The following is an 18,997-nucleotide window of genomic DNA, read 5'->3' on the forward strand; positions in this document are numbered from 1 at the left end:
TTATTCCTTATGCAGTAAGGCCCTTATAAAGTTGATCATATTGCGAGCTCATTTGCGTTACATCAGCAATCGCGATTGCATGTGCCCGAATAGATTGGCCTCGGTCTAGTTTAATTGCTTTAGTAAGAGCAAATGGTAGGCCACTCTGCGCTGTCGGACTTAATAAAATGCCTTGCTTTGGTGTCAGCACTTCGTGGATCCCACCAACATCGGTTGCAACGATGGGCAGCCCGCATGCCATCGCTTCCAAAATAGACAACGGTAAGCCTTCTCTTTCTGAAAATAAGCAAAAGACATTGATTGCGGAATAAAAGACCTGCATATTTTGCACATTCCCTAAAAAGTGCACTCTTTCTTCTAAGCCCAGTGAAATGATATGAGCATGTAGCTCTGCTTTTAAGCTGCCGTCGCCTGCAAGTGCTAAGTGATAGTCATCAGGTAACTCTTTCATACTGGTGATCAGTGCTTTATGGCCTTTTCCTGGTTCCAATCTGGCCGCACACCCTACAATTTTAATAAACTTAGGTAACCCCAGCTGATACCGGGCGTGCTCCATATTAATCGCCGCAAACTGAGTACAGTCAATGCCGTTTAATATCGTGTCATTGGTTGTAATTGATGTACGCTCAGTAAAATCATCGGCAACAACTTGTGCATCAGCAACCCAATGAATGGCGCAAATCTTATTTAAAAGTTTGGTGATCAGCCGCTGCTTAAAATTATTTAAATACCATGCATCATGAATGGTTGAAACATGTTTCACTTTTTTACGTTTTAAGCAGGCTAAACTTGCATATAGCATGGGTCCAATATGATGGCTATGTATCACTTCTATTTCATGTTCATCTATAATTGCAACTAACTTTTCAACAACCGCCAATTCAAACTTCGGTTTCTTATCTAAAAATACCAGATGCGCTTCCATCTCTTTCAATTGTGGCCACCCTGCTAACGCATCAACCTTTGAACCTTGTAACGCCACCACAACACTGTTTTCAGCAAAGCAACTTTTTTGCATCAGAGTGACGGCCATTTTCTCTAAACCACCAATTTTAAGATGCTGTACTAGATGTAATACTCTCATGATTGTTCACCTTCTATCTGTCGATTGAGCACTTCACCAGTGACGATATCGTTTTGATTCAATCGAATAATGGGAAGCACGGTCAATACGGGCTGTGCAGCTAACTTTTCTATTGTTGAAAGGTCTTTCAAATGGCTGTCGCATAGCGTTGCTACAAACACACATGCAAAACCAGTAAAAATACCAAGTACGATCCCCAAAATGGCCGATACAGATAGCGCTGTATTAATTGCCTTGGTTGGGCTGTACGCGCGTTCAATCGTTTTGACCTTATCAGGCCCTTCATATTTAACCAGCTTGCCCGTGACTTTAGCCATTTCGTACCGGCTTAGCATGTCTTTATACAAACTCTGTTTTACATCATAATCACGTTCAAGCTTACGTAATTTTTTCTCTATATCACTGGTGATCAGTAACCGTTGACTGAGTTTAGCTGCTTGCTCTGAGATCATGTCGAATTCTTGTTTATGCTGCTGCACCATATTTTTAGCTTCTTCCAAAGCTAGAATTTGTGACACTAATACAGTACTTTCTCCATTGGGTCCGCTCGATAGCGTATTTGCCATTTGCCATAATTTATCTAGATTGTTGACATCTAGTTCACTACCGTGGCTCAGTAGTGTTTGCTGGCGACTTTTTAAATTAGCCAGCTCACGCGTTTTTTCTACGACTTTACTGTGTCTATCGGTATAGCGGGTTTTAAGTAAACTTAGATCAGATTCCGCTCTGATTATTTTCTCTTCCAAACGGCCCAAAATAGGATTTGCTTGCCCAAGTTTACTTGCTAATGCTTTTAATTTTGCCTCAGCGCCAGAAAGCACAACAAACTTTTGCTGTTTGTCGTTAACTAATTTATCAAGCATTTGCCTATTGCTATTTAATACATCGGGTAATGTATCGCTATATTTCACTTTAAATTTTGCTAAATCATCTTCAGATTGTTCAAGCTCTGTTCGAAGGGCATCAAGCTGCTGATAAAAGAACTGTTCAGAGGTGTCTAAAGATGCTTTCGTGGGCGCCAATAACCGCTCAATGAACTTTTCTACGACTTTTTCTAAAATGAGCTTCATTTGCGTTGGGTCATGCCACTTTAAATGGATCCTCACAAGCTCATCGCCAACCAGTGACAGTGACAGCCCTTGACCAAGTTTTTGTTGAACTATATCAATTTGGTTAGGAGTAGCCCCTTCAGGAAGCAAATTTGCCTCTTTTGCAACAGCGCTCAGTACCTTTCTACTAATAACGAGGGTACGTAAAGCCGCCATTCGATTGGATAATTCAAAAGAAAACGATAGCTCATCTAAGAACGGGTTAAGTAGCGATGACTCCTCAATTAAGATAGTAGCATGGTTGGTGTATTGCTTTTGCGCCGTTGCCGCCAAGAAAAAAACCACAATCGGCACGATAATTAAAGGCACAGCGAACAGCTTCGCTCTGCTATATAAAGCATAAAGAGCGAGGTAAATCAGTCTTTTGATTTGCTCTTTTACTAACATATACTCCCTACCACCACTTATTCGCAAATTGCAAAGAAACAGTCTTAACGATTTGCATTATGAAAAAAACGTCCAATTTTTCGGCCCTTCCTTGTTATATTGCAGGGTATACGCCAATAATTAATAACTTACGCTACTTACTAGTCAAACGATGTTAGTTGCTGCTCTACTGACATTGCCTTAGTAGCCCAACTATGTTGAGCAGCTAAGTTAGATTGATTATCTCGCCAGCTCCCATTTAACACGTGATTTAACGCAATTGCTGAGTCTATTCGCTCAATGAACCCACTGTGATCGTGTGCTATCAGTATCGTCTCAGGGTATTTCTCTACTGCGGGGAAGCACGTTGACACGACTGGCGTCCCCACGGCCAAGTATTCTTTTAACTTTAAAGGGTCGCAGGCTCTGATCTGCTTATTGTCTATAAATGGTAACATTGATACATCCCAGTGCTGTGAAAACTCAACAAGTCTATTATGTTCAACCGCTGCGATATGCGTCACATTGTCGAGATTAAGTAATTTATCGATATTTGTTGAAATATGCCCAATCAGAATGAGTTCGTAATTTGGACGTGTTGTCGCTAATTTATACAAAAGGGAAATATCTAACCACTCATTCAAGGACCCATAAAATCCTATTTTATAACGCTTAACACTGCGGATCTCTGGTGCAATTTTGACGGGTTTTGTAAATAGGTCATAATCGACCCCGTGGGTTAGCATATAAGTTTTATGACTGGGCATTTTTTTGTATAAATGGTCACTTATCACGTAAATAAGATCTGCTTTTGCAATAAGCTTTCTCTCAATGGGTTCAATCATGTCATGATCAACACCAGACAACGCAGTAAAGTCATCCCCACAGTAATAAACAACTTTGTCTATCGGTCGTACCTTAATCATCGTGATCGCAGTAGGAACACTTATCCAATATAGAATTGGCTCGTTAGAATCAAATTTCTTTTGAGCAAATACAAACTCATTAAACGTTTGAATGTAAATATTGTCATGCCAAGGTAAAACAGCCAAATTATAGACTAGCGGTTGTCTATTATCACATGAGTTGATATCAGATGTATTGCTCCTGTTTTTCTTAGTAAAGAGCTTTTTTGCTTTACTGAGTAAGCGGTTCACGTCTTTGAGTTTGATGCTAGGCTTTCTCATGCCAATAGAATTTATCCAATGTACTTCATGGCTTTTAGATAGCTGCTTAAATAAATGCTGCGTACTGCTCGGGTGTGCCCCCCAATCTTCACCAAATACAACAAATTTCATAGTTATGCTCCTTGTGGTATTTGTTTAACTATTTTTGCAGGGTTTCCTGCAGCAATGGTATGGCTTGGCACATCTTTAGTTACCACACTTCCCGCTCCAATAATTGCTCCCTCCCCTATTGTTACGCCTGCAAGTACCGTAACACCAGTACCAAGCCATGCGCCTTTTTGAATAATAATAGCCCCTATTTGTGACTCGTCATCAGGTAGCCCTTTCGCACGCGCTTCACTATCAATGGGATGCCCAGGAAACCCAGCTAAAAATACCCTTCCTGCCAGCCTCACATCATCATGTAGCTCAATATCAGTACCAACAGAAAATGCATTCTGCCACCCAACATCCACGTTATTACCAATTAACAACTTAGCTCTACGTGAGTCGCTATACCGCCCACAGAATGTACTGATCCCTGACATACGAACATTATCACCCAGTTCAATATCAAGGGGCCCTAATATTTGTGGCAAACCACTATATAAACAAAGCTGCTTTTTACTTCCTTTGACCTGACTTTTAAGAAGCGGTGTGTAATAAAACACCCTTAGTACTTCACTGAACACAAACAAAACCAGATGATGTAACTTGAATAAGCAGTGATGTAACACAGGTATGACAATCATTTGTGGATTGCGAATTCGTTTGGCAAATTTGAATAGCTGTTTAGCAACAGCATTATCGCTATTCTTAAGCCATGCTTTTAGTGTAACTACCATAATTTTTATCCTTATTATGATCTGCTGCCAACTTTTCCAGAGCGATTGTTAATGACAATATAATATACAATGGCCAAGTAAACGCCTGGGTTAAAAATGTGCCCGATACCATAAAACCAATAAGCCCAGCTTTTAAAGCATAGGCATTAATAGCCACTTTTGGATCGAAGTTGACTTCATTTGTACGAATTGTTCTGTTTAAACTGCGATATATCCCTACAATCACGGTAAGAAAAACCATTAAGCCAACAAACCCTGTCTCACCCAGAACTTGAAACCACGTACTATGTACTGCATGGTTCTTGCCATCCCAGTGCGGGCTATAAAAGAAATAATTTGAATAAAAGTTGTTTACCCCAACCCCTGTCAATGGGTTGCTGAGCGCCATATTAATAGCAGCTTGCCAGGCATATATTCGGCCCATTGCAGAAGCATCGACCCCACCTTCTGCCGCCCCCCCGCTCTGTCTGTCTGTGATCCCTGCAAATATGACCATGGCCAGCATACCAACGGCACCAATGGCGCCAACAATGAGTGGATTTTTGACTTTTTGATACACGAAAAAGCTTAAAACAGCTGCGATCCCTAATAAGCCGCCACGGCTTTGTGTCGCAATTACACCACTGATCACTAAAAGTAAACCAATGCCAGCCAAGCCCCTACGTAATTTGTGACCACTACTATCAAACAATTCTGCGGCTAAGAATGACACAGGAAACATTAAAACAAGCGATAGATCATTAGGGTCCCCGAGCTGAGAGCGTATGTCACGAGAAATAGTGACACGTGTGCCCTCCACTAGACCAATCCCGTTTGCCTTATTTTGTAATGCAACCAAAGCAATCGACACACCCGAGCACATAATGCCAATTCTGACTAAATTGAAATGAGACAACGTCGTCATCCACCAACTTATTGCAAACACCATAATAAATACTTTAGTGAGAATACCCGACCAATAATCAATAGCTAAGCCACGATTAGACGCAGCAAAAACGCATACCGTTAACCAAATAAACAATGCAAAAAACAAGATATGACACGAATTCCAGTGAGGTTTTAATTGTTTAGTAATAAACAGATGCCAGAAAATGCCTAATAACGACGCCAGTGCTAATAACTTAGGGATTTTGAATGGCATCAATACCGGGAAGGCCTCATGGAGTCTAAAGTAGCTAAAAAGAATAAACAAAATTACAAACGCGGTGCTAACGCGCACCGCGGTAAATGCAGCAAATGGCATGATAATAATTGCGAAAGCGGCAATTGGCCCTATAATCTTATAAAGGGCTAACACCAATAAAGTTGCGAGTGCTCCACTGAGTAATAACTGATTCTTTTTAACCCACTCAGACATAGGCGCTCCTTTTTGGGAGCGACTTGAGCCCTTGCATGACTTCTCGACGATATACTCGGCTTAGATTACACAGTAATAGCACCACCACTGAGCTTTGTATAAAATACATATAGCTCGGTTGAACATAAGCAATAATAGAGATTGTGATCAAACTCGCCCATGGAATAAACAATACACGATATTCATAGGTAATATGTTCTAGCCGCTGACTGACAAATACGAATACTAAGGAGCGAAGAAACTGAACGGCCATTAAGGACACAATAACACCGTCAATCTGATATACAGGGATGCTATAATAAAATGCGCTAATAATTAATACTGCGCTGCCCGCATTAATGTAGCTCACCCAAACACCACTGCCATATTTATAACAAGCAATATTAAAAACGTCACTATGGTGACGAAAGACAACCACCATTATCAGTGCGATAAGCCATATATCATTACCATGATACGTGCTGGGCAAAGCAATATTAAAGAGTACTGGTGCCACAACCATCATCACAGCACACAGTAATAAACCTATATTTAAGCTCAGCAGTGCTTTATAACCATATTGTGCAGGGGTATTCGCAAGCACATCGAAGCGCTTAGCAAACCACCACATTCTTACGGGCTCAAACGTGAAGGATGTCATTAACGCAAATTGCGCTGCAACAAAGTAAACTGCTAATGCACTTTCACCTTCCTGTGCCACAATAAACCAGTTTTCAGCACCATTTGATGCGTACAAACACAAAGAAGACACTAAAATAGATAATAAAAAAAGACCATGGCGGCTATTGAGCTGCCTTTTCGATGTTCTTACGTTTGCTAAAGTCGGTATTAATAAAAATAAAGACACAAAAAGGATCAAAACCGCTGTTGCTGCACCTGAGAACATAACCCCAACTACGCCAAATCCAGTAAACAGCAACGCAATACTTAACGTTGTTTGTAGCACCCCATGCGTGACCGCCAAATAACAGTAGTGTTTAGCGTTATCAGTCAAACGATAGTAACTGTAAGGTATTGCAAGTACAGATGATGCAAATAGATTAATACTTAATAAGCGCAGGTTTAGACCAGATACGTTACCTGGCAACACACTAATGAGGTGCTCTGTAAATAAAAAAGCAATAACCACAAATGTAAAGCAAACGCCAAGGCTAACAACAAGACAGTCTCTGAAAAATACGACTCGCTCACTCTCGTTCTCAAAGTGTTGACGAAATAATAACTCAGGTAAACCGAGACTAAGCAGTAAAGAACACACCGCAGAGATAGAGACTAAAAAATTAAGGCTCCCATACTCATCTTGCGATAATATGCGCGTCGCAATCGGCAGCATTAAAAAGCCAAGTCCCTTTAAAACCAAAATTGCGACACCATAGTATGCTACTTGCTTAAACCCACCCATAACTGAGTCCCTGTATATTAACCGCAAAGTTTATAATGCTTGTACCCAGCCCGATAACTTCTCAGCCTGCGCTTTTGCATTAAAATGTTTAGTCACAAAACGCTTTCCATTTTGGCCCATAGTGAACCGTTGATAAGGTGAAAAGTCGCAAAATTGTGACAGCATTCTTGTTAAATCCATAATATCTGAGGGCTTACACTTCATCCCCACTTTTTGGTTTACAATTTCTTTTGCCCCCATAAGTTCAGTGGTCAACACCGCGATCCCTGATCCCATTGCTTCTTTGAGCACTAACGGCCCTGTGTCTCTATCACCATTTTTAGCGATGCAGAACGGCGCAACTAGCGCAGAATAGTTTTTCGTGTTATCAGCAATCCAAGTTGGAGGTTTACGGCCTAAAAAGTTCACGTTATTGGTAATCCCCAGTGCCTCCACCATAAATTTTAGGTCATTCATAAGGGGTCCATCACCTACAATATCTAGCGTAATGTGATGTGTGAGTAACGTATTTTTTAGCGCAGGCATTAAAAAGTGTAGTCCTTTTTTTTCAACTAAACGGCCAATAAATAGTAATTTAACATCGTTATAAGCGCCTGTTGGCGCTTGATTAAATCGTTCTAGATTGATCCCACAATGCAAAAGCTTTACTTTGCTGTGAGTATAACGACTAAATTGATTCGCCATATCTTGGCAAACGGCGACAGAAAAATCACACAACGAAAGCTTTTGCGGAATATCTGATTGATTAACGTACACATCGTGTCCATGACCAATTGAAGACACCGTAATATGAGCGAGCTTGGCCCCAACAATACCGTACGCCAAAGAGCCATGCATAAAATGACAATGTAAATGGTCAATACGTCTATGTTTAATAATATTGGCGATACTATACCCGTACGCAACTAGGGAGGATGTTGCGATAGACTTCATTTTTGTCGCCGACGATATCCCTCTGACCAATCTGGGAATATTAAATACACCCAGGAGTAGCTCTGCACGAGACGGCTTTTCGACTTCAATCACTGTCACTTCAGGGCTAAGCGCGTCACATTCCCCAATGTTCTCGAAAGTAACTACCGTTACTTGATGGCCGCTCGCTACCAGCGCATTAATTTCTGTTACTACAAATGTCTCAGAGGCAACAGGGAAGCTCGGAACTAAAATACCAATATGTTTCATATTACGCACTCCTACGTGATGATAGTAGTCATACGCAAGTGCCATGCCGACTGTATTTCAATAAATATGCGCTCAAATTCAACCGTTTTGCAATCAAATTTGCAAAATGCAATGCAATCAAAGAATTCTCATAAAATTCTCACGTTTATGCTGCAAAAAAAGTTGGCGCCTTAATTGCGTAGTACATACTACGAAACAATGGAGTGCATACTATGAAACCCGACATCTCAGTGATCATCCCCAATTACAATTGCAAAGCCTATATTGGAAAAGCCCTCGCCAGTGTCATTAAACAAACAAACGTCGATGTAGAAATTATTGTTATTGATGACGGCTCAACAGACGGTAGTGTTGAATGGTTAGAAAAGGCACAACAAACCTATCAACAACTGGTGTTGATAAAACAAGCCCAATGTGGCGTGGTTGCAGCTCGCAACAAAGCGATAACTCACGCAAAAGCTGACTATGTTGCTTTTTTAGATGCTGATGATTATTGGAGTGAAGACAAGCTGTCTAACCAACTCGCGTTTATGAAGTCCAACCCTACTTGCACGCTTAGTTTCACAAACTATATGCATGTAGACGAACAGTATGAGCAAATTATAGATTGTTTTTCATACTGGCCGGAATTTTACAAAAAACCATTAGAGGGGTCGACGCACTATCAACTACTAAATAAAGGCCAAGACCTTCTGCTTTACGCGAATGTTATTGGGACATCGACGGTGATGGTCGATAAAAGTGCCATCATCAACATTGACTGTTTTGACGGGAAATTAAAAAGTGCAAGTGATTGGGATTGCTGGCTAAAATTAGCATCTGCGGGCGAAGTTGCGTACACTTATCAATGTGCAATGAATTATTTAATGCGGTCCGACTCTATAACATCTAATAGAATAAAACGAATAGATGCCATGAAGTTGATTTTAAACCGCTTTATAAACAATAATAAAGTAAGTTGGCTAACCCAGTTAAAAGCGGGTGCACGCTTAAACGAATGCTATGGTGAGTACCATAGAGAAATGGGACAAAAAATACCAGCTTTGGTAAGTGCAACCAAAGCTTTTATGCTTTACCCTCATAAACGTAACTTACGGCATTTGTTGCATGACCTAAAGAACTTAACCGCATAAATAGGAATTGGCTATGCATTCAATTTTGATAATAGACGACGAGGAAGCTGTACTAAGAGCACTTGGACGTTTGTTTAATAGAGAATATCAGGTAGAGCAACATAACGATCCGCTAACAGCGGTATCAAGTATGGAGCACAAAAGTTTTGACCTTGTTATCTCAGATATACGTATGCCAAATATGGATGGGTTTGCCGTTTTGAAACACTTTCAATCTCTGCACCCTGATGCGGGCCGTATTTTAGTCAGTGGATATGCAGACATAGAAGATTGTCAAAAAGCGGTTAGAGATGGCCTTGCCCACATGATAGTGTCTAAACCTTGGGATAATTTTGAGCTAAAATCAGTCGTTAAACTTGTTTTAGAAAACAGTGAGCTCAAGAAACAAAATCGTGAACTCCTAGCCAAGTCAAAAGCTTAAAGAGTGTTCTAACAACAAATGGTCACTGCCAACAAAAGGCGTGACCTGTAAGGTGTGAATGTTAATATCTGGGCTTGTAACACAATGATCTATGGGTAAACCCATTAGCGCACTAGGCCCTTTTTTTGTCGCAGTCCAACTATGGTAATGACCGAGCGCGGTATAGCACCACTTACCTTGATTGATAGCAATGTAATTTGACCAAGGCACAGTATTTAAATCCCCTACGACTAACCAAGGCTCTTCCAAATCATTTAACAACAAAGAAACCTGAGCTAGAACTTTATTTCGCCGATGCCATAACGCCTGTGTTCTTGGTGATGGCGGGTGAACGGCGACAACATTCAATATTTTCTCGTTCACTAAGAGCTTTAAATGAGCATAACCAGATTTAGGGCTGTCAATATGAACTACCTGTCGATAAATAATTGGATACTTGGATACCACACCAATTCCCATTGGAAAGCCTTCAATCTCCTTATAACCAAATCGCGTATATTCAGGCTTAACACTTGCAAACAGCTCTCTGTGTTGGTCTGAAAATTCAAATAACACTAATAGATCCCAAGCTTCTTGATTAAGACGTGTTAAGTGTTGTGCTATTTGCTGATTTGAATACCGTAAATTAACTTGCTTGGTATGTAATGTATGTACTTTCTTATCAACATCAAACAAAGGTTGCGGTATAAAATGAATAGAGACCGCAATCATGCTTATTGCGAGCGTTATTAACCCAAAGACTCTGCTTTTTATCAATAGCAACACAGCAAAGGCAAGCGTCACAAGTAAAAGCTGACCTCTTAGACTGTGTATGATGTCAGTAATATAACCGTAATCAAACACACTATATGCTAAAGTGAATACAATTAAGTAACTAACCCCGAGAATGTAAATCATAAAGTCCCTCCTCTTTAATGAATAGCTTTAAAATTAAAGTTGCGCAATATGGTTAAGCACTAACATTAAGAAACATCAATGTATGATGTGTTCTTTTGAAGTTATAGTTAAACAAATCTCTTTGTTTAACTATAACTTTTATTTATCTAAAGCCATAAAGCATTTTTTCACATACAACAGGCGTCGGTCGGTGATTGTCATCAACTGCAACAAAGGTAAAGCTACCTGAAATTGCTAAGTGTTTATTATCTTTGTGCATCCTTTCTAAATAGATTTTCACTTCTACTTTTAAGCTCGTGTTACCTACATGAACCACCTTTGAGACTAGCTCAGCAAATGTGCCGGCAGGTATAGCCTCTTTAAAATCTACACGGTCTGACGAAATTGTAACAAGTGGCTTTCTGCAGAAGCGAGTCGCAGCAATAAAAGCCGCCTCGTCCATCCATGCTAGTGCATCACCGCCAAACAAGGTGTTATGGTGATTCGTCCTACCCGGAAATACTGTCTTCGTAATCGAGGTGATAGACTCTTCGATTCGTTTTGTAATTACTTCATCTTTATTTATATCGGTCATTTTTTACTACTTTTATTCGCCAATGTATCATTCATTAATAATTGTGGATCTAACCGCTCGCCAAACCAGTTAAAACGCCAATCTAAGTGAGGCCCAGTTACCCGCCCTGTTGCACCTATATCAGCAAAGTGCTTTCCTACTGACACCGAATCACCGACATTCACGTGAATTTTATCAAGGTGAATATACGTAGAAGAAATGCCATATCCATGATCTATGATTACAGTGCCACCACTGTAATACAGGTCATCTTCTGCAAACGTGACTGTACCACTTAATGGTGCCCATACCGGCGTGCCCGTTTTGTTCGCAATGTCTAAGCCATAATGCGGATTACGAGGTTTTCCATTAAAAAAGCGCTGGCTACCGTACACCCCTGAGATCCGCCCTTTTGCAGGTTTAAGTACTGGGTCTAAAAAGTACGTTAAATTAGAGCTCGTGGCTCTTGCCAATTTCACCGCTTTGGCCTCGGTTCTGATCCGCTTAAGCACTGAATCGGGTGGTGACACATATTTTTTTGCAACACCTGTTATCCGGTCAATATTAAACGTTCTTTTTGTGATCATAAAATCAGCCGACTCAGACTTCCCAGCGGTCGTTACCCAAGTTAACGAATGCTGTGATTGAGCATCTCTACCAAACCCAAATACAAATTGACCATCTTTCGTTAGCTTCAATGGTTTGTCATTGAAGCTAACCGACTTAGCATCTGCAATTTTGCCGATAACCATCCCTCCTTGAGTCAGGTTTCCAGTCAATTCTAGCGCCTGAGCTGAACAAGCCCCAAATAGCACTCCAACCCATAATCCCACGTATTTAAGCATTCGCAATGGCTCCTTTGCCAACTCCTTCGTACGCCTTAACTGTTACTTGTTGAGAAGGATGTAACTTTTTAATTTCACACGCCAAATACTCCGCAATACACTCGACCGTTGTATCACACGGTAATATATCACATCGCGCCTGACTAATTGCCAGTTCAAAATAGCCCTGTGTTGCTTCATAAGCAAAACAATAATCAGTTGATAGTGCAGTCACATGTTTTAAATCAGCAGCCGATACCTGATCTTCTAGAGTTCCTAAGTAGATGTCCTGCCATTTCATTGCCCACTCTTTTTGCAACCTTGGCATACTGATACCATCTAATGCGATACCAATTAATGACCTATGACCATGCACTATCCGCTGGCAGTTACCATCATGTTTCTTTAAGCCATGGCTATAGTGATAATAAAAGCTTGTAGCAGGCTCTGGACGAAGCGCTATGCCTATGTCTTTAACATTACTTGGCATTTCAGGCATAATGACTGACTTTAAAAACGCGATAACAGCTGATTCATCTACTTTTTCACTCGGTAATAAACACACGGCTTCGCTTGGAGCGTTCATTGCTAAGTGATAGTTATCTCCAAATTGACAATCTAATTCAATTCGATCATTCCTAATCTCAGCGTTACCGTTTACACCCTTGGCTATCGCAAGTTTATGATCTATTGTTTCATCAATGATTTTTTTTATTTGTTTTTTTACTAATGCAAAATCTAAAACCATCGACTCATCGTTTAATTGGCCGTGGAGCGTTAAATCAACAATCCAACTTTCTCCCACAGCACCTCGCTGATTACATAGGTAAGAAAAATCGATAACAGTGAGAGCATCTACAAAAAGGATCATAAACTTCCGATAAATTAGTTTAAATTCTGGCGATATTATAAAGATTTTTAAGATAAAAATCGCCTATATATGCAGGTAGAATTCAATTTAAATGCGAATTGTTCTTATAAAAGGTTGAAATTTAACTGTTCGGAGTTGTCTAGCGTACAAGTGTACGCTAGAGTAGCGTGGATTTTAAAGCAAAGATTGTGAACTATGGAACCGAAAAATAGCTATACAAAAGAAGAATTAGTACTTTGTGGTCAAGGCGAGATGTTTGGCGAAGGCAACTGTCGCTTACCAAGCGACAACATGCTGATGATGGATCGTATCATTGAAATAAATGATGACGGTGGTGAGCATGGTAAAGGGCTTATTATCGCAGAGCTTGATATTAACCCTGACCTTTGGTTCTTTGACTGCCATTTTAAAGGCGACCCAGTAATGCCTGGCTGTCTTGGCCTTGATGCAATGTGGCAATTAGTTGGCTTTTTCCTAGGTTGGTCTGGTGGACCGGGTCTTGGCCGTGCACTTGGTGTGGGTGAAGTAAAGTTCACAGGTCAAATCTTACCAAATGCAAAGAAAGTAACTTATCGTTTAGACATGAAGCGTGTTATTAAGCGTAAATTGTTTATGGGCATGGCCGATGGTACGGTTGAAGTTGACGGCCGTGTAATCTATGAAGCAAAAGATCTAAAAGTAGGTCTTTTCCAAGATACCAGCGCATTTTAATGTTATGTGTTTAAACAACAAAGCCCCTTAAAAAGGGGCTTTGTTGTCTCTGAATTCTGTAAATTATGTTTTAAACATATTTCTGTTTTCGATTGCTTCTCGCCACCCGCCTAGCCACTCTGATCTTGATTCTATTTGTTGATACGGGCATAAATCTTTAGACCGCCCGGTTAGTCCGGCTTTAAACCCTTGAGAATGTGCTCTTTCTAAACGGTCTCTTTTCTGTCTCTTCATAGGTAAATTCCTCACCTTAATATGTTCAGTAATGCGTCAGCTAAATTAGCATCAACATTAAATGAATAGTTAATAACGTCATAAATATCAAATTCACAGACATCGGATACCAACCGAATTTAACTAACTGTCTGTTTGTATGAAGTTAAAAATTTCTGTCGGCGAAGTCACCTTACGCCAAACAGCTATTGAAAATTTCAGAATAATAAGCAATGAAAGCGTTTAACACGTAACGTGTGTCACTATCATTTAGAGGATTGGCCAAACCCAGACCTTCAATAAATCACATTAGGCAAAGCGGTGCAATACCAATTTTATAAATGTAAAACCAGCAACCCATACAAAGAATAAATAATTCACAAAAATAAAAGTAAACCTATAAAATAGCTCTTACCAAGTAAATAGAGACTTATTTCAATCCAAAATTGATAAAAAAAACATTCATATTTCTGACATATAAACATGCTATAAAATGTCCAATTATTACAGTGGATTAAGTTTCAATTTAGAATTTTAGTCGTAATAGCTGCTTAAAAATATTTTTTCTAAGCCACTCCAGCAGACATGTAGCTGCGCTTTGCAAGACAAAATCGCGCAAAAATTGTTAAGATTTAAGGTATAACAGCTCACAGATAAGTACGAGGTTCATTCAAAAATACGAGTGCCTGAGCCAGCCACTAAAAATAAGAGGATAACACTCAATAAACATGTCCTAATTTAGATAAGGTAACTACACCACATATGTTATTGCGTTCTTAAACGTCGGATTGGTAAAAACGAAAAAGGCACTGATTTACGTTAGTGCCTTACTGCTTTATTTCATGAAACGCATCATCCTTGGAATTCACTCCAAATTCGCTCAACAAATAGTCTAGCGTAGTTTGAACCTTTGCACCAGCTCGGCTAAACGAGCAGCCTGCTCATTTAGTCCCTGTGCTGAATGAGCAGCCACTTGCGTATCTTGTAATGAACTCTGGCTTGATTGTTCTATATTTGAAATGTCTTTTGCCATTTCGCTCGCTACGACAGATTGTTCCTCGGTTGCAGTTGCAATAGACTGGATCATGGCAGCAATTTCAGATGCGCCTTTTACAATCCCTTCTAATTGCATCCCCGCATTTTCTGCCATTTCAACACTACTATTTACTTGTTCAACTGAGTTCTGCATCGACGACACCGCATGCTCCGTTTGTGACTGAATAGATTGTACCGTTGTCACAACTTCATCTGTTGCCTTAGAAGTCCGTTCAGCAAGTGTTCTGACTTCATCTGCCACAACAGCAAAACCACGCCCCTGTTCACCAGCCCGTGCGGCTTCGATTGCTGCATTCAAAGCCAATAAATTAGTTTGTTCTGCAATGCTACCGATCACCCCTATAACGTTGCCTATCTGACTGCTTAGTTCACCTAAGTGTGTCACATCGTCTGCCGTACTTTGCACATCAGATGATGCATTTTTTATCTTGGCCACTGTCCCTTTTACTGTATCGCCGCCTTCTGTCGCTAAACTCCTAGCGCCATCAGCATGACTTGCTGCTACTTGGCTTTGCGATGCAACCTCTGATACGGTGGCGCTCATTTGCTCTATTGCGGTAGCGACTTGGGTTGATTGCTCCGCCGATGATTGACTTCTATTAGCTATTTGATTATTTGTATTCGCAATATCATGACTTGATACCTTTACTTCAGACACAACACCCGTGATTGCGCGAAGTAACTCATTTAAGCTTGCCGACATTTTATTGGTCGCCCCTGCTAATGCATCAATCTCATCTTGCCCTGAGTGGCGTATATCTGCTCTTGAAATATTGCCTTCACTAATACTGTGGGCGGTATCTAGCACCATAGATAACCGAGAAACAATCGACTTACTTATCACAAATGCAACAATACCAGCGGTAATTGCAGCAACTAATGTAATTAAAATAATGATGAGTAATGTGGTATTCAACCCGTCGACGAGAATGTCTAGTGCTTTGGTAGCATCTATGCGTTCTTCATCTGAAGACACCGACAAAATCTGCGAAAGCTCTTTTAAGGTATTGCTAGACAAACTTTCTATCGTTGCTTGTGCTTTTGTGTATGACGTCGGATCATAAGAAGAGAAAACATACTGTGCCTCCTCTTTAATTTTACTATACAGTGCTTCAATTGCCCTTATATCTGTTAATTCATTCGGCTTTTGTTCCAGCGGTTTCAATAACGCTAAAAAGTTCGCAAAGCTTGATGAATCACCTTCAAAGTCTGTCGCCGCACTCTCATCCCCTGTTGTATGGGCTATTATGGCAGATATCATATCACCGGACTCATCGACCAATTCTAAATAGTACCGAACACCTGGTAGGTCGTCATTAAGAGACTCCTGTAAATCAGATGATTTCATCGCATCGTTAAACTCTTCCTCTTTTAATTGGTCGAGTAAGTCTTCTAATTGTTGCCCCGTTTCTTTTTTTAATTTGTTTACCCTACTTTTCACATTTTCGTAGGCTAGAGGGTCAAACTTCGCAAATACATTTTGCTGTATCTGAGTTTCATAATCTTCTATCAGCTTGACAATTTTAGCCATTTTTTCACGATCAGACTGCTTAGCTGACTCGTATCCATAAAGCTCTTTTTGCGTAATGCGAAACTCTTCGTAATATTCATTAAATTTGTTTACTTGAGATTTATCACCTGCCATGTATTTCATTGCCGAGTGATTGAGCTTATTTTCTATAACGAGAAGCTCGTTATACAAAATCATTCCAGGCAGGTCATCGCCTTTAACTTCTAGAGCCCGCGCTGTTTCCGTCGATACTTTGAACCACACTGTTGTACTTGATATAACCATCATGGCTATGAGCACACCAAACGATAGAAACAACTTTTTACTAAGATTCATGGCATTTACCCTTGTATAATCTTACGATGATCCGCTCCATGGTCTCGCGTGCATTCCCAGCGCTTAAACTCACACAAAAGTATTGCTCATAAGTTGATAATTTGCCAATAATAAACACAGTTTACATCGATGTAAGGACCAGATAACTGACGGGTTTTAGAGGGTGACTATATAGAAATAACGAGAGAGTATAGATAAAGAAAAAAAAAGCCGTGGCCCGAAGGCACAGCGGCTTAACAATCAGAATTTTAGATTTTCATCGTTTACAATGCAGTTTCAAGCTCCGGAAGCACATCAAATAAATCAGCGACCAAACCATAATCGGCAACCTGAAAAATAGGTGCATCTGGGTCCTTATTTATTGCAACAATGACTTTTGAATCTTTCATACCAGCTAGATGCTGAATAGCACCACTTATGCCTACGGCAATATATAGATCTGGCGCTACAATTTTACCTGTTTGCCCGACTTGCATATCATTAGGCACAAACCCAGCATCAACAGCTGCACGAGAAGCGCCTATCGCTGCGCCCAACTTATCTGCAATACCGTTTAATAACGCAAAGTTTTCGCCATTTTGCATTCCTCTACCGCCAGAGATAACAACTGGTGCTGCATTCAATTCAGGTCGCTCAGACTCTGTTTGTTCAATGCTGACAAACTCACTTAGCCCATTTTCAATCTCTATTGCCAACGAGTCTACTTCACAAGGACTTTGGCTTCCCTGACTGTCAAATGCACTTGCACGAACCGTGATCACTTTAGTCTCATCTAAAGACTTGACGGTCGCAATTGCGTTGCCAGCATAAATGGGTCTTTTAAATGTATCGCCATCAACAACTTCAATAATTTCAGAAATTTGCGATTTATCCAATAATGCAGATACACGGGGTAAAATATTTTTTCCTGTTGTTGATGCACTGGCAAAAATGTGTGAGTAACTTCCAGCGATTTCAACAACCAAATCAGCAGTATTTTCAGCAAGTTGGTGCTCAAATCCGGCGTTGTCAACAACACGAACCTTGGTGACACCACTGATTTCACTCGCAGACTTAGCTGCTTCACCTACATTATGCCCTGCTATTAAAACGTCTATATTTGTGGCCACTTTTGTTGCTGCATTAACAACTTTTGACGTTTCAGACTTAAGTTGACCGTTATCATGTTCAGCAATAACTAATACGTTCATGAAATCACCTTTGCTTCAGTTTTCAACTTCGTTACTAATTCATCCACACTTTCAACCATAACGCCCGCTTCTCGCTTGCTAGGCTCTTCGACTTTTACTAATTCAATACGTGGTGACAAGTCAACATTAAGCGACTGGGCTTCAATGGTTTCTAATGGCTTACGTTTTGCTTTCATTATATTAGGTAAAGACGCATAACGAGGTTCATTAAGTCTTAAATCCGTTGTCACAATCGCAGGAAGCGTTAATGACACGGTTTGTAACCCACCATCAACTTCTCGGGTCACTTGCGCTTTGCCATCTTCTATCACAACCTTAGACGCAAACGTACCTTGACTTCGCTTGGTGAGCGCTGCAAGCATTTGCCCTGTCTGATTATTGTCAGAATCAATCGATTGCTTACCTAAAATAACCAGTTCAGGTTGCTGCTGCTCAACAAGTTTAGCGAGTAATTTTGCAACATGTAACGACTCAAGTTTTGCATCCGTCTGAACATGAATTGCCTTATCAGCACCAAGAGCTAGTGCCGTGCGTAATTGCTCTTGGCATGCTTTATCACCAATAGACACCACGATTACTTCAGAAGCGCTACCCGCTTCTTTTAAACGGATCGCTTCTTCTACTGCAATCTCACAAAAAGGGTTCATTGCCATTTTAACATTGGTTAAATCAACATCAGTGTTATCAGGCTTGACTCTTGCCTTTACGTTGTAGTCAATCACGCGCTTGATTGGCACAAGTACTTTCATAGTTACTCCGTCATATGGTTAT

General features: G+C 40.4%; 18 protein-coding genes. 3 read left to right on the forward strand and 15 right to left on the reverse strand.

The window, feature by feature from the left end:
* Nucleotides 1-7 precede the first annotated feature (7 nt).
* The 7 genes from BGP78_RS04120 to BGP78_RS04150 all read right to left on the reverse strand — a co-directional run bounded on the left by BGP78_RS04120 (nt 8) and on the right by BGP78_RS04150 (nt 8,511).
* Nucleotides 8-1,084 (reverse strand): glycosyltransferase, encoded by a 1,077-nt coding sequence (locus BGP78_RS04120; protein WP_119860216.1) that lies wholly within the window; start codon nt 1,082-1,084, stop codon nt 8-10.
* Nucleotides 1,081-2,580 carry a sugar transporter gene (locus tag BGP78_RS04125; RefSeq protein WP_119860217.1) on the reverse strand — a complete coding sequence of 500 codons (1,500 nt, stop codon included), beginning with the start codon at nt 2,578-2,580 and terminating at the stop codon, nt 1,081-1,083. The genes BGP78_RS04120 and BGP78_RS04125 overlap by 4 nt, the downstream gene beginning before the upstream one ends.
* A 140-nt stretch (nt 2,581-2,720) precedes the next feature.
* The gene (locus tag BGP78_RS04130; protein WP_119860218.1) at nt 2,721-3,857 is read right to left on the reverse strand and encodes a glycosyltransferase; all 1,137 of its coding nucleotides are present in this window, start codon (nt 3,855-3,857) and stop codon (nt 2,721-2,723) included.
* Nucleotides 3,858-3,859: 2 nt separating this feature from the next.
* Nucleotides 3,860-4,570, reverse strand: coding sequence for an acyltransferase (locus tag BGP78_RS04135; RefSeq protein ID WP_119860219.1), 711 nt, complete (start codon nt 4,568-4,570; stop codon nt 3,860-3,862).
* The gene (locus BGP78_RS04140) at nt 4,542-5,927 is read right to left on the reverse strand and encodes an O-antigen ligase (RefSeq protein ID WP_119860220.1); all 1,386 of its coding nucleotides are present in this window, start codon (nt 5,925-5,927) and stop codon (nt 4,542-4,544) included. The genes BGP78_RS04135 and BGP78_RS04140 overlap by 29 nt, the downstream gene beginning before the upstream one ends.
* Nucleotides 5,920-7,329, reverse strand: coding sequence for a lipopolysaccharide biosynthesis protein (locus tag BGP78_RS04145; protein ID WP_119860221.1), 1,410 nt, complete (start codon nt 7,327-7,329; stop codon nt 5,920-5,922). Before BGP78_RS04145 ends, BGP78_RS04140 begins: the two co-directional genes overlap by 8 nt.
* A gap of 30 nt (nt 7,330-7,359) precedes the next feature.
* Nucleotides 7,360-8,511: a glycosyltransferase gene (locus tag BGP78_RS04150; protein WP_119860222.1), complete on the reverse strand. Its 1,152-nt coding sequence runs from the start codon at nt 8,509-8,511 to the stop codon at nt 7,360-7,362.
* A 212-nt stretch (nt 8,512-8,723) separates the two neighbouring features.
* On the opposite strand from BGP78_RS04150, the gene BGP78_RS04155 reads away from it, so the two are divergent.
* Nucleotides 8,724-9,644 (forward strand): glycosyltransferase family 2 protein, encoded by a 921-nt coding sequence (locus BGP78_RS04155; RefSeq protein ID WP_119860223.1) that lies wholly within the window; start codon nt 8,724-8,726, stop codon nt 9,642-9,644.
* A gap of 13 nt (nt 9,645-9,657) precedes the next feature.
* On the forward strand, nt 9,658-10,065 hold the full coding sequence (locus BGP78_RS04160; RefSeq protein ID WP_119860224.1) for a response regulator: 408 nt from the start codon (nt 9,658-9,660) through the stop codon (nt 10,063-10,065).
* On the opposite strand, the gene BGP78_RS04165 is transcribed toward BGP78_RS04160, so the two are convergent.
* From BGP78_RS04165 to BGP78_RS04180, 4 genes are all read right to left on the reverse strand, one after another.
* Complete coding sequence (locus BGP78_RS04165) at nt 10,054-10,962, reverse strand: endonuclease/exonuclease/phosphatase family protein (RefSeq protein WP_119860225.1); 909 nt, start codon at nt 10,960-10,962, stop codon at nt 10,054-10,056. The genes BGP78_RS04160 and BGP78_RS04165 overlap by 12 nt on opposite strands.
* A gap of 142 nt (nt 10,963-11,104) precedes the next feature.
* On the reverse strand, nt 11,105-11,536 hold the full coding sequence (locus BGP78_RS04170; protein WP_119860226.1) for an acyl-CoA thioesterase: 432 nt from the start codon (nt 11,534-11,536) through the stop codon (nt 11,105-11,107).
* Nucleotides 11,533-12,360 carry a M23 family metallopeptidase gene (locus BGP78_RS04175; RefSeq protein WP_119860227.1) on the reverse strand — a complete coding sequence of 276 codons (828 nt, stop codon included), beginning with the start codon at nt 12,358-12,360 and terminating at the stop codon, nt 11,533-11,535. The genes BGP78_RS04170 and BGP78_RS04175 overlap by 4 nt, the downstream gene beginning before the upstream one ends.
* Nucleotides 12,353-13,210 carry a 6-carboxytetrahydropterin synthase gene (locus BGP78_RS04180; protein WP_119860228.1) on the reverse strand — a complete coding sequence of 286 codons (858 nt, stop codon included), beginning with the start codon at nt 13,208-13,210 and terminating at the stop codon, nt 12,353-12,355. The genes BGP78_RS04175 and BGP78_RS04180 overlap by 8 nt, the downstream gene beginning before the upstream one ends.
* A gap of 195 nt (nt 13,211-13,405) precedes the next feature.
* Between BGP78_RS04180 and fabA the strand changes: the two genes are divergently transcribed.
* Nucleotides 13,406-13,921 carry a bifunctional 3-hydroxydecanoyl-ACP dehydratase/trans-2-decenoyl-ACP isomerase gene (fabA, locus tag BGP78_RS04185; RefSeq protein ID WP_119860229.1) on the forward strand — a complete coding sequence of 172 codons (516 nt, stop codon included), beginning with the start codon at nt 13,406-13,408 and terminating at the stop codon, nt 13,919-13,921.
* Between the two features lie 63 nt (nt 13,922-13,984).
* On the opposite strand, the gene rmf is transcribed toward fabA, so the two are convergent.
* The 4 genes from rmf to BGP78_RS04205 all read right to left on the reverse strand — a co-directional run bounded on the left by rmf (nt 13,985) and on the right by BGP78_RS04205 (nt 18,975).
* Entirely contained in the window at nt 13,985-14,155 is a 171-nt protein-coding gene (gene rmf, locus BGP78_RS04190) for a ribosome modulation factor (RefSeq protein ID WP_119860230.1), read from the reverse strand.
* Between the two features lie 871 nt (nt 14,156-15,026).
* A complete protein-coding gene (locus BGP78_RS04195; protein WP_119860231.1) occupies nt 15,027-17,036 on the reverse strand; it encodes a methyl-accepting chemotaxis protein in 2,010 nt (669 codons plus the stop codon).
* 263 nt (nt 17,037-17,299) lie between these two features.
* A complete protein-coding gene (locus BGP78_RS04200; RefSeq protein ID WP_119860232.1) occupies nt 17,300-18,226 on the reverse strand; it encodes an electron transfer flavoprotein subunit alpha/FixB family protein in 927 nt (308 codons plus the stop codon).
* Nucleotides 18,223-18,975, reverse strand: a complete 753-nt coding sequence (locus BGP78_RS04205; protein WP_119860233.1) for an electron transfer flavoprotein subunit beta/FixA family protein — start codon at nt 18,973-18,975, stop codon at nt 18,223-18,225. The genes BGP78_RS04200 and BGP78_RS04205 overlap by 4 nt, the downstream gene beginning before the upstream one ends.
* Nucleotides 18,976-18,997 lie beyond the last annotated feature (22 nt).

This window comes from Pseudoalteromonas sp. MSK9-3, assembly GCF_003590335.1.
GTDB lineage: Bacteria > Pseudomonadota > Gammaproteobacteria > Enterobacterales > Alteromonadaceae > Pseudoalteromonas.

What these genes read in the sequence shown, in the direction of transcription:
- BGP78_RS04120 (WP_119860216.1), bottom strand. Translation starts at nt 1,084, where the DNA reads ATGAGAGTATTACATCTAGTACAGCATCTTAAAATTGGTGGTTTAGAG.
- BGP78_RS04125 (WP_119860217.1), bottom strand. Translation starts at nt 2,580, where the DNA reads ATGTTAGTAAAAGAGCAAATCAAAAGACTGATTTACCTCGCTCTTTAT.
- BGP78_RS04130 (WP_119860218.1), bottom strand. Translation starts at nt 3,857, where the DNA reads ATGAAATTTGTTGTATTTGGTGAAGATTGGGGGGCACACCCGAGCAGT.
- BGP78_RS04135 (WP_119860219.1), bottom strand. Translation starts at nt 4,570, where the DNA reads ATGGTAGTTACACTAAAAGCATGGCTTAAGAATAGCGATAATGCTGTT.
- BGP78_RS04140 (WP_119860220.1), bottom strand. Translation starts at nt 5,927, where the DNA reads ATGTCTGAGTGGGTTAAAAAGAATCAGTTATTACTCAGTGGAGCACTC.
- BGP78_RS04145 (WP_119860221.1), bottom strand. Translation starts at nt 7,329, where the DNA reads ATGGGTGGGTTTAAGCAAGTAGCATACTATGGTGTCGCAATTTTGGTT.
- BGP78_RS04150 (WP_119860222.1), bottom strand. Translation starts at nt 8,511, where the DNA reads ATGAAACATATTGGTATTTTAGTTCCGAGCTTCCCTGTTGCCTCTGAG.
- BGP78_RS04155 (WP_119860223.1), top strand. Translation starts at nt 8,724, where the DNA reads ATGAAACCCGACATCTCAGTGATCATCCCCAATTACAATTGCAAAGCC.
- BGP78_RS04160 (WP_119860224.1), top strand. Translation starts at nt 9,658, where the DNA reads ATGCATTCAATTTTGATAATAGACGACGAGGAAGCTGTACTAAGAGCA.
- BGP78_RS04165 (WP_119860225.1), bottom strand. Translation starts at nt 10,962, where the DNA reads ATGATTTACATTCTCGGGGTTAGTTACTTAATTGTATTCACTTTAGCA.
- BGP78_RS04170 (WP_119860226.1), bottom strand. Translation starts at nt 11,536, where the DNA reads ATGACCGATATAAATAAAGATGAAGTAATTACAAAACGAATCGAAGAG.
- BGP78_RS04175 (WP_119860227.1), bottom strand. Translation starts at nt 12,360, where the DNA reads ATGCTTAAATACGTGGGATTATGGGTTGGAGTGCTATTTGGGGCTTGT.
- BGP78_RS04180 (WP_119860228.1), bottom strand. Translation starts at nt 13,210, where the DNA reads ATGATCCTTTTTGTAGATGCTCTCACTGTTATCGATTTTTCTTACCTA.
- fabA (WP_119860229.1), top strand. Translation starts at nt 13,406, where the DNA reads ATGGAACCGAAAAATAGCTATACAAAAGAAGAATTAGTACTTTGTGGT.
- rmf (WP_119860230.1), bottom strand. Translation starts at nt 14,155, where the DNA reads ATGAAGAGACAGAAAAGAGACCGTTTAGAAAGAGCACATTCTCAAGGG.
- BGP78_RS04195 (WP_119860231.1), bottom strand. Translation starts at nt 17,036, where the DNA reads ATGAATCTTAGTAAAAAGTTGTTTCTATCGTTTGGTGTGCTCATAGCC.
- BGP78_RS04200 (WP_119860232.1), bottom strand. Translation starts at nt 18,226, where the DNA reads ATGAACGTATTAGTTATTGCTGAACATGATAACGGTCAACTTAAGTCT.
- BGP78_RS04205 (WP_119860233.1), bottom strand. Translation starts at nt 18,975, where the DNA reads ATGAAAGTACTTGTGCCAATCAAGCGCGTGATTGACTACAACGTAAAG.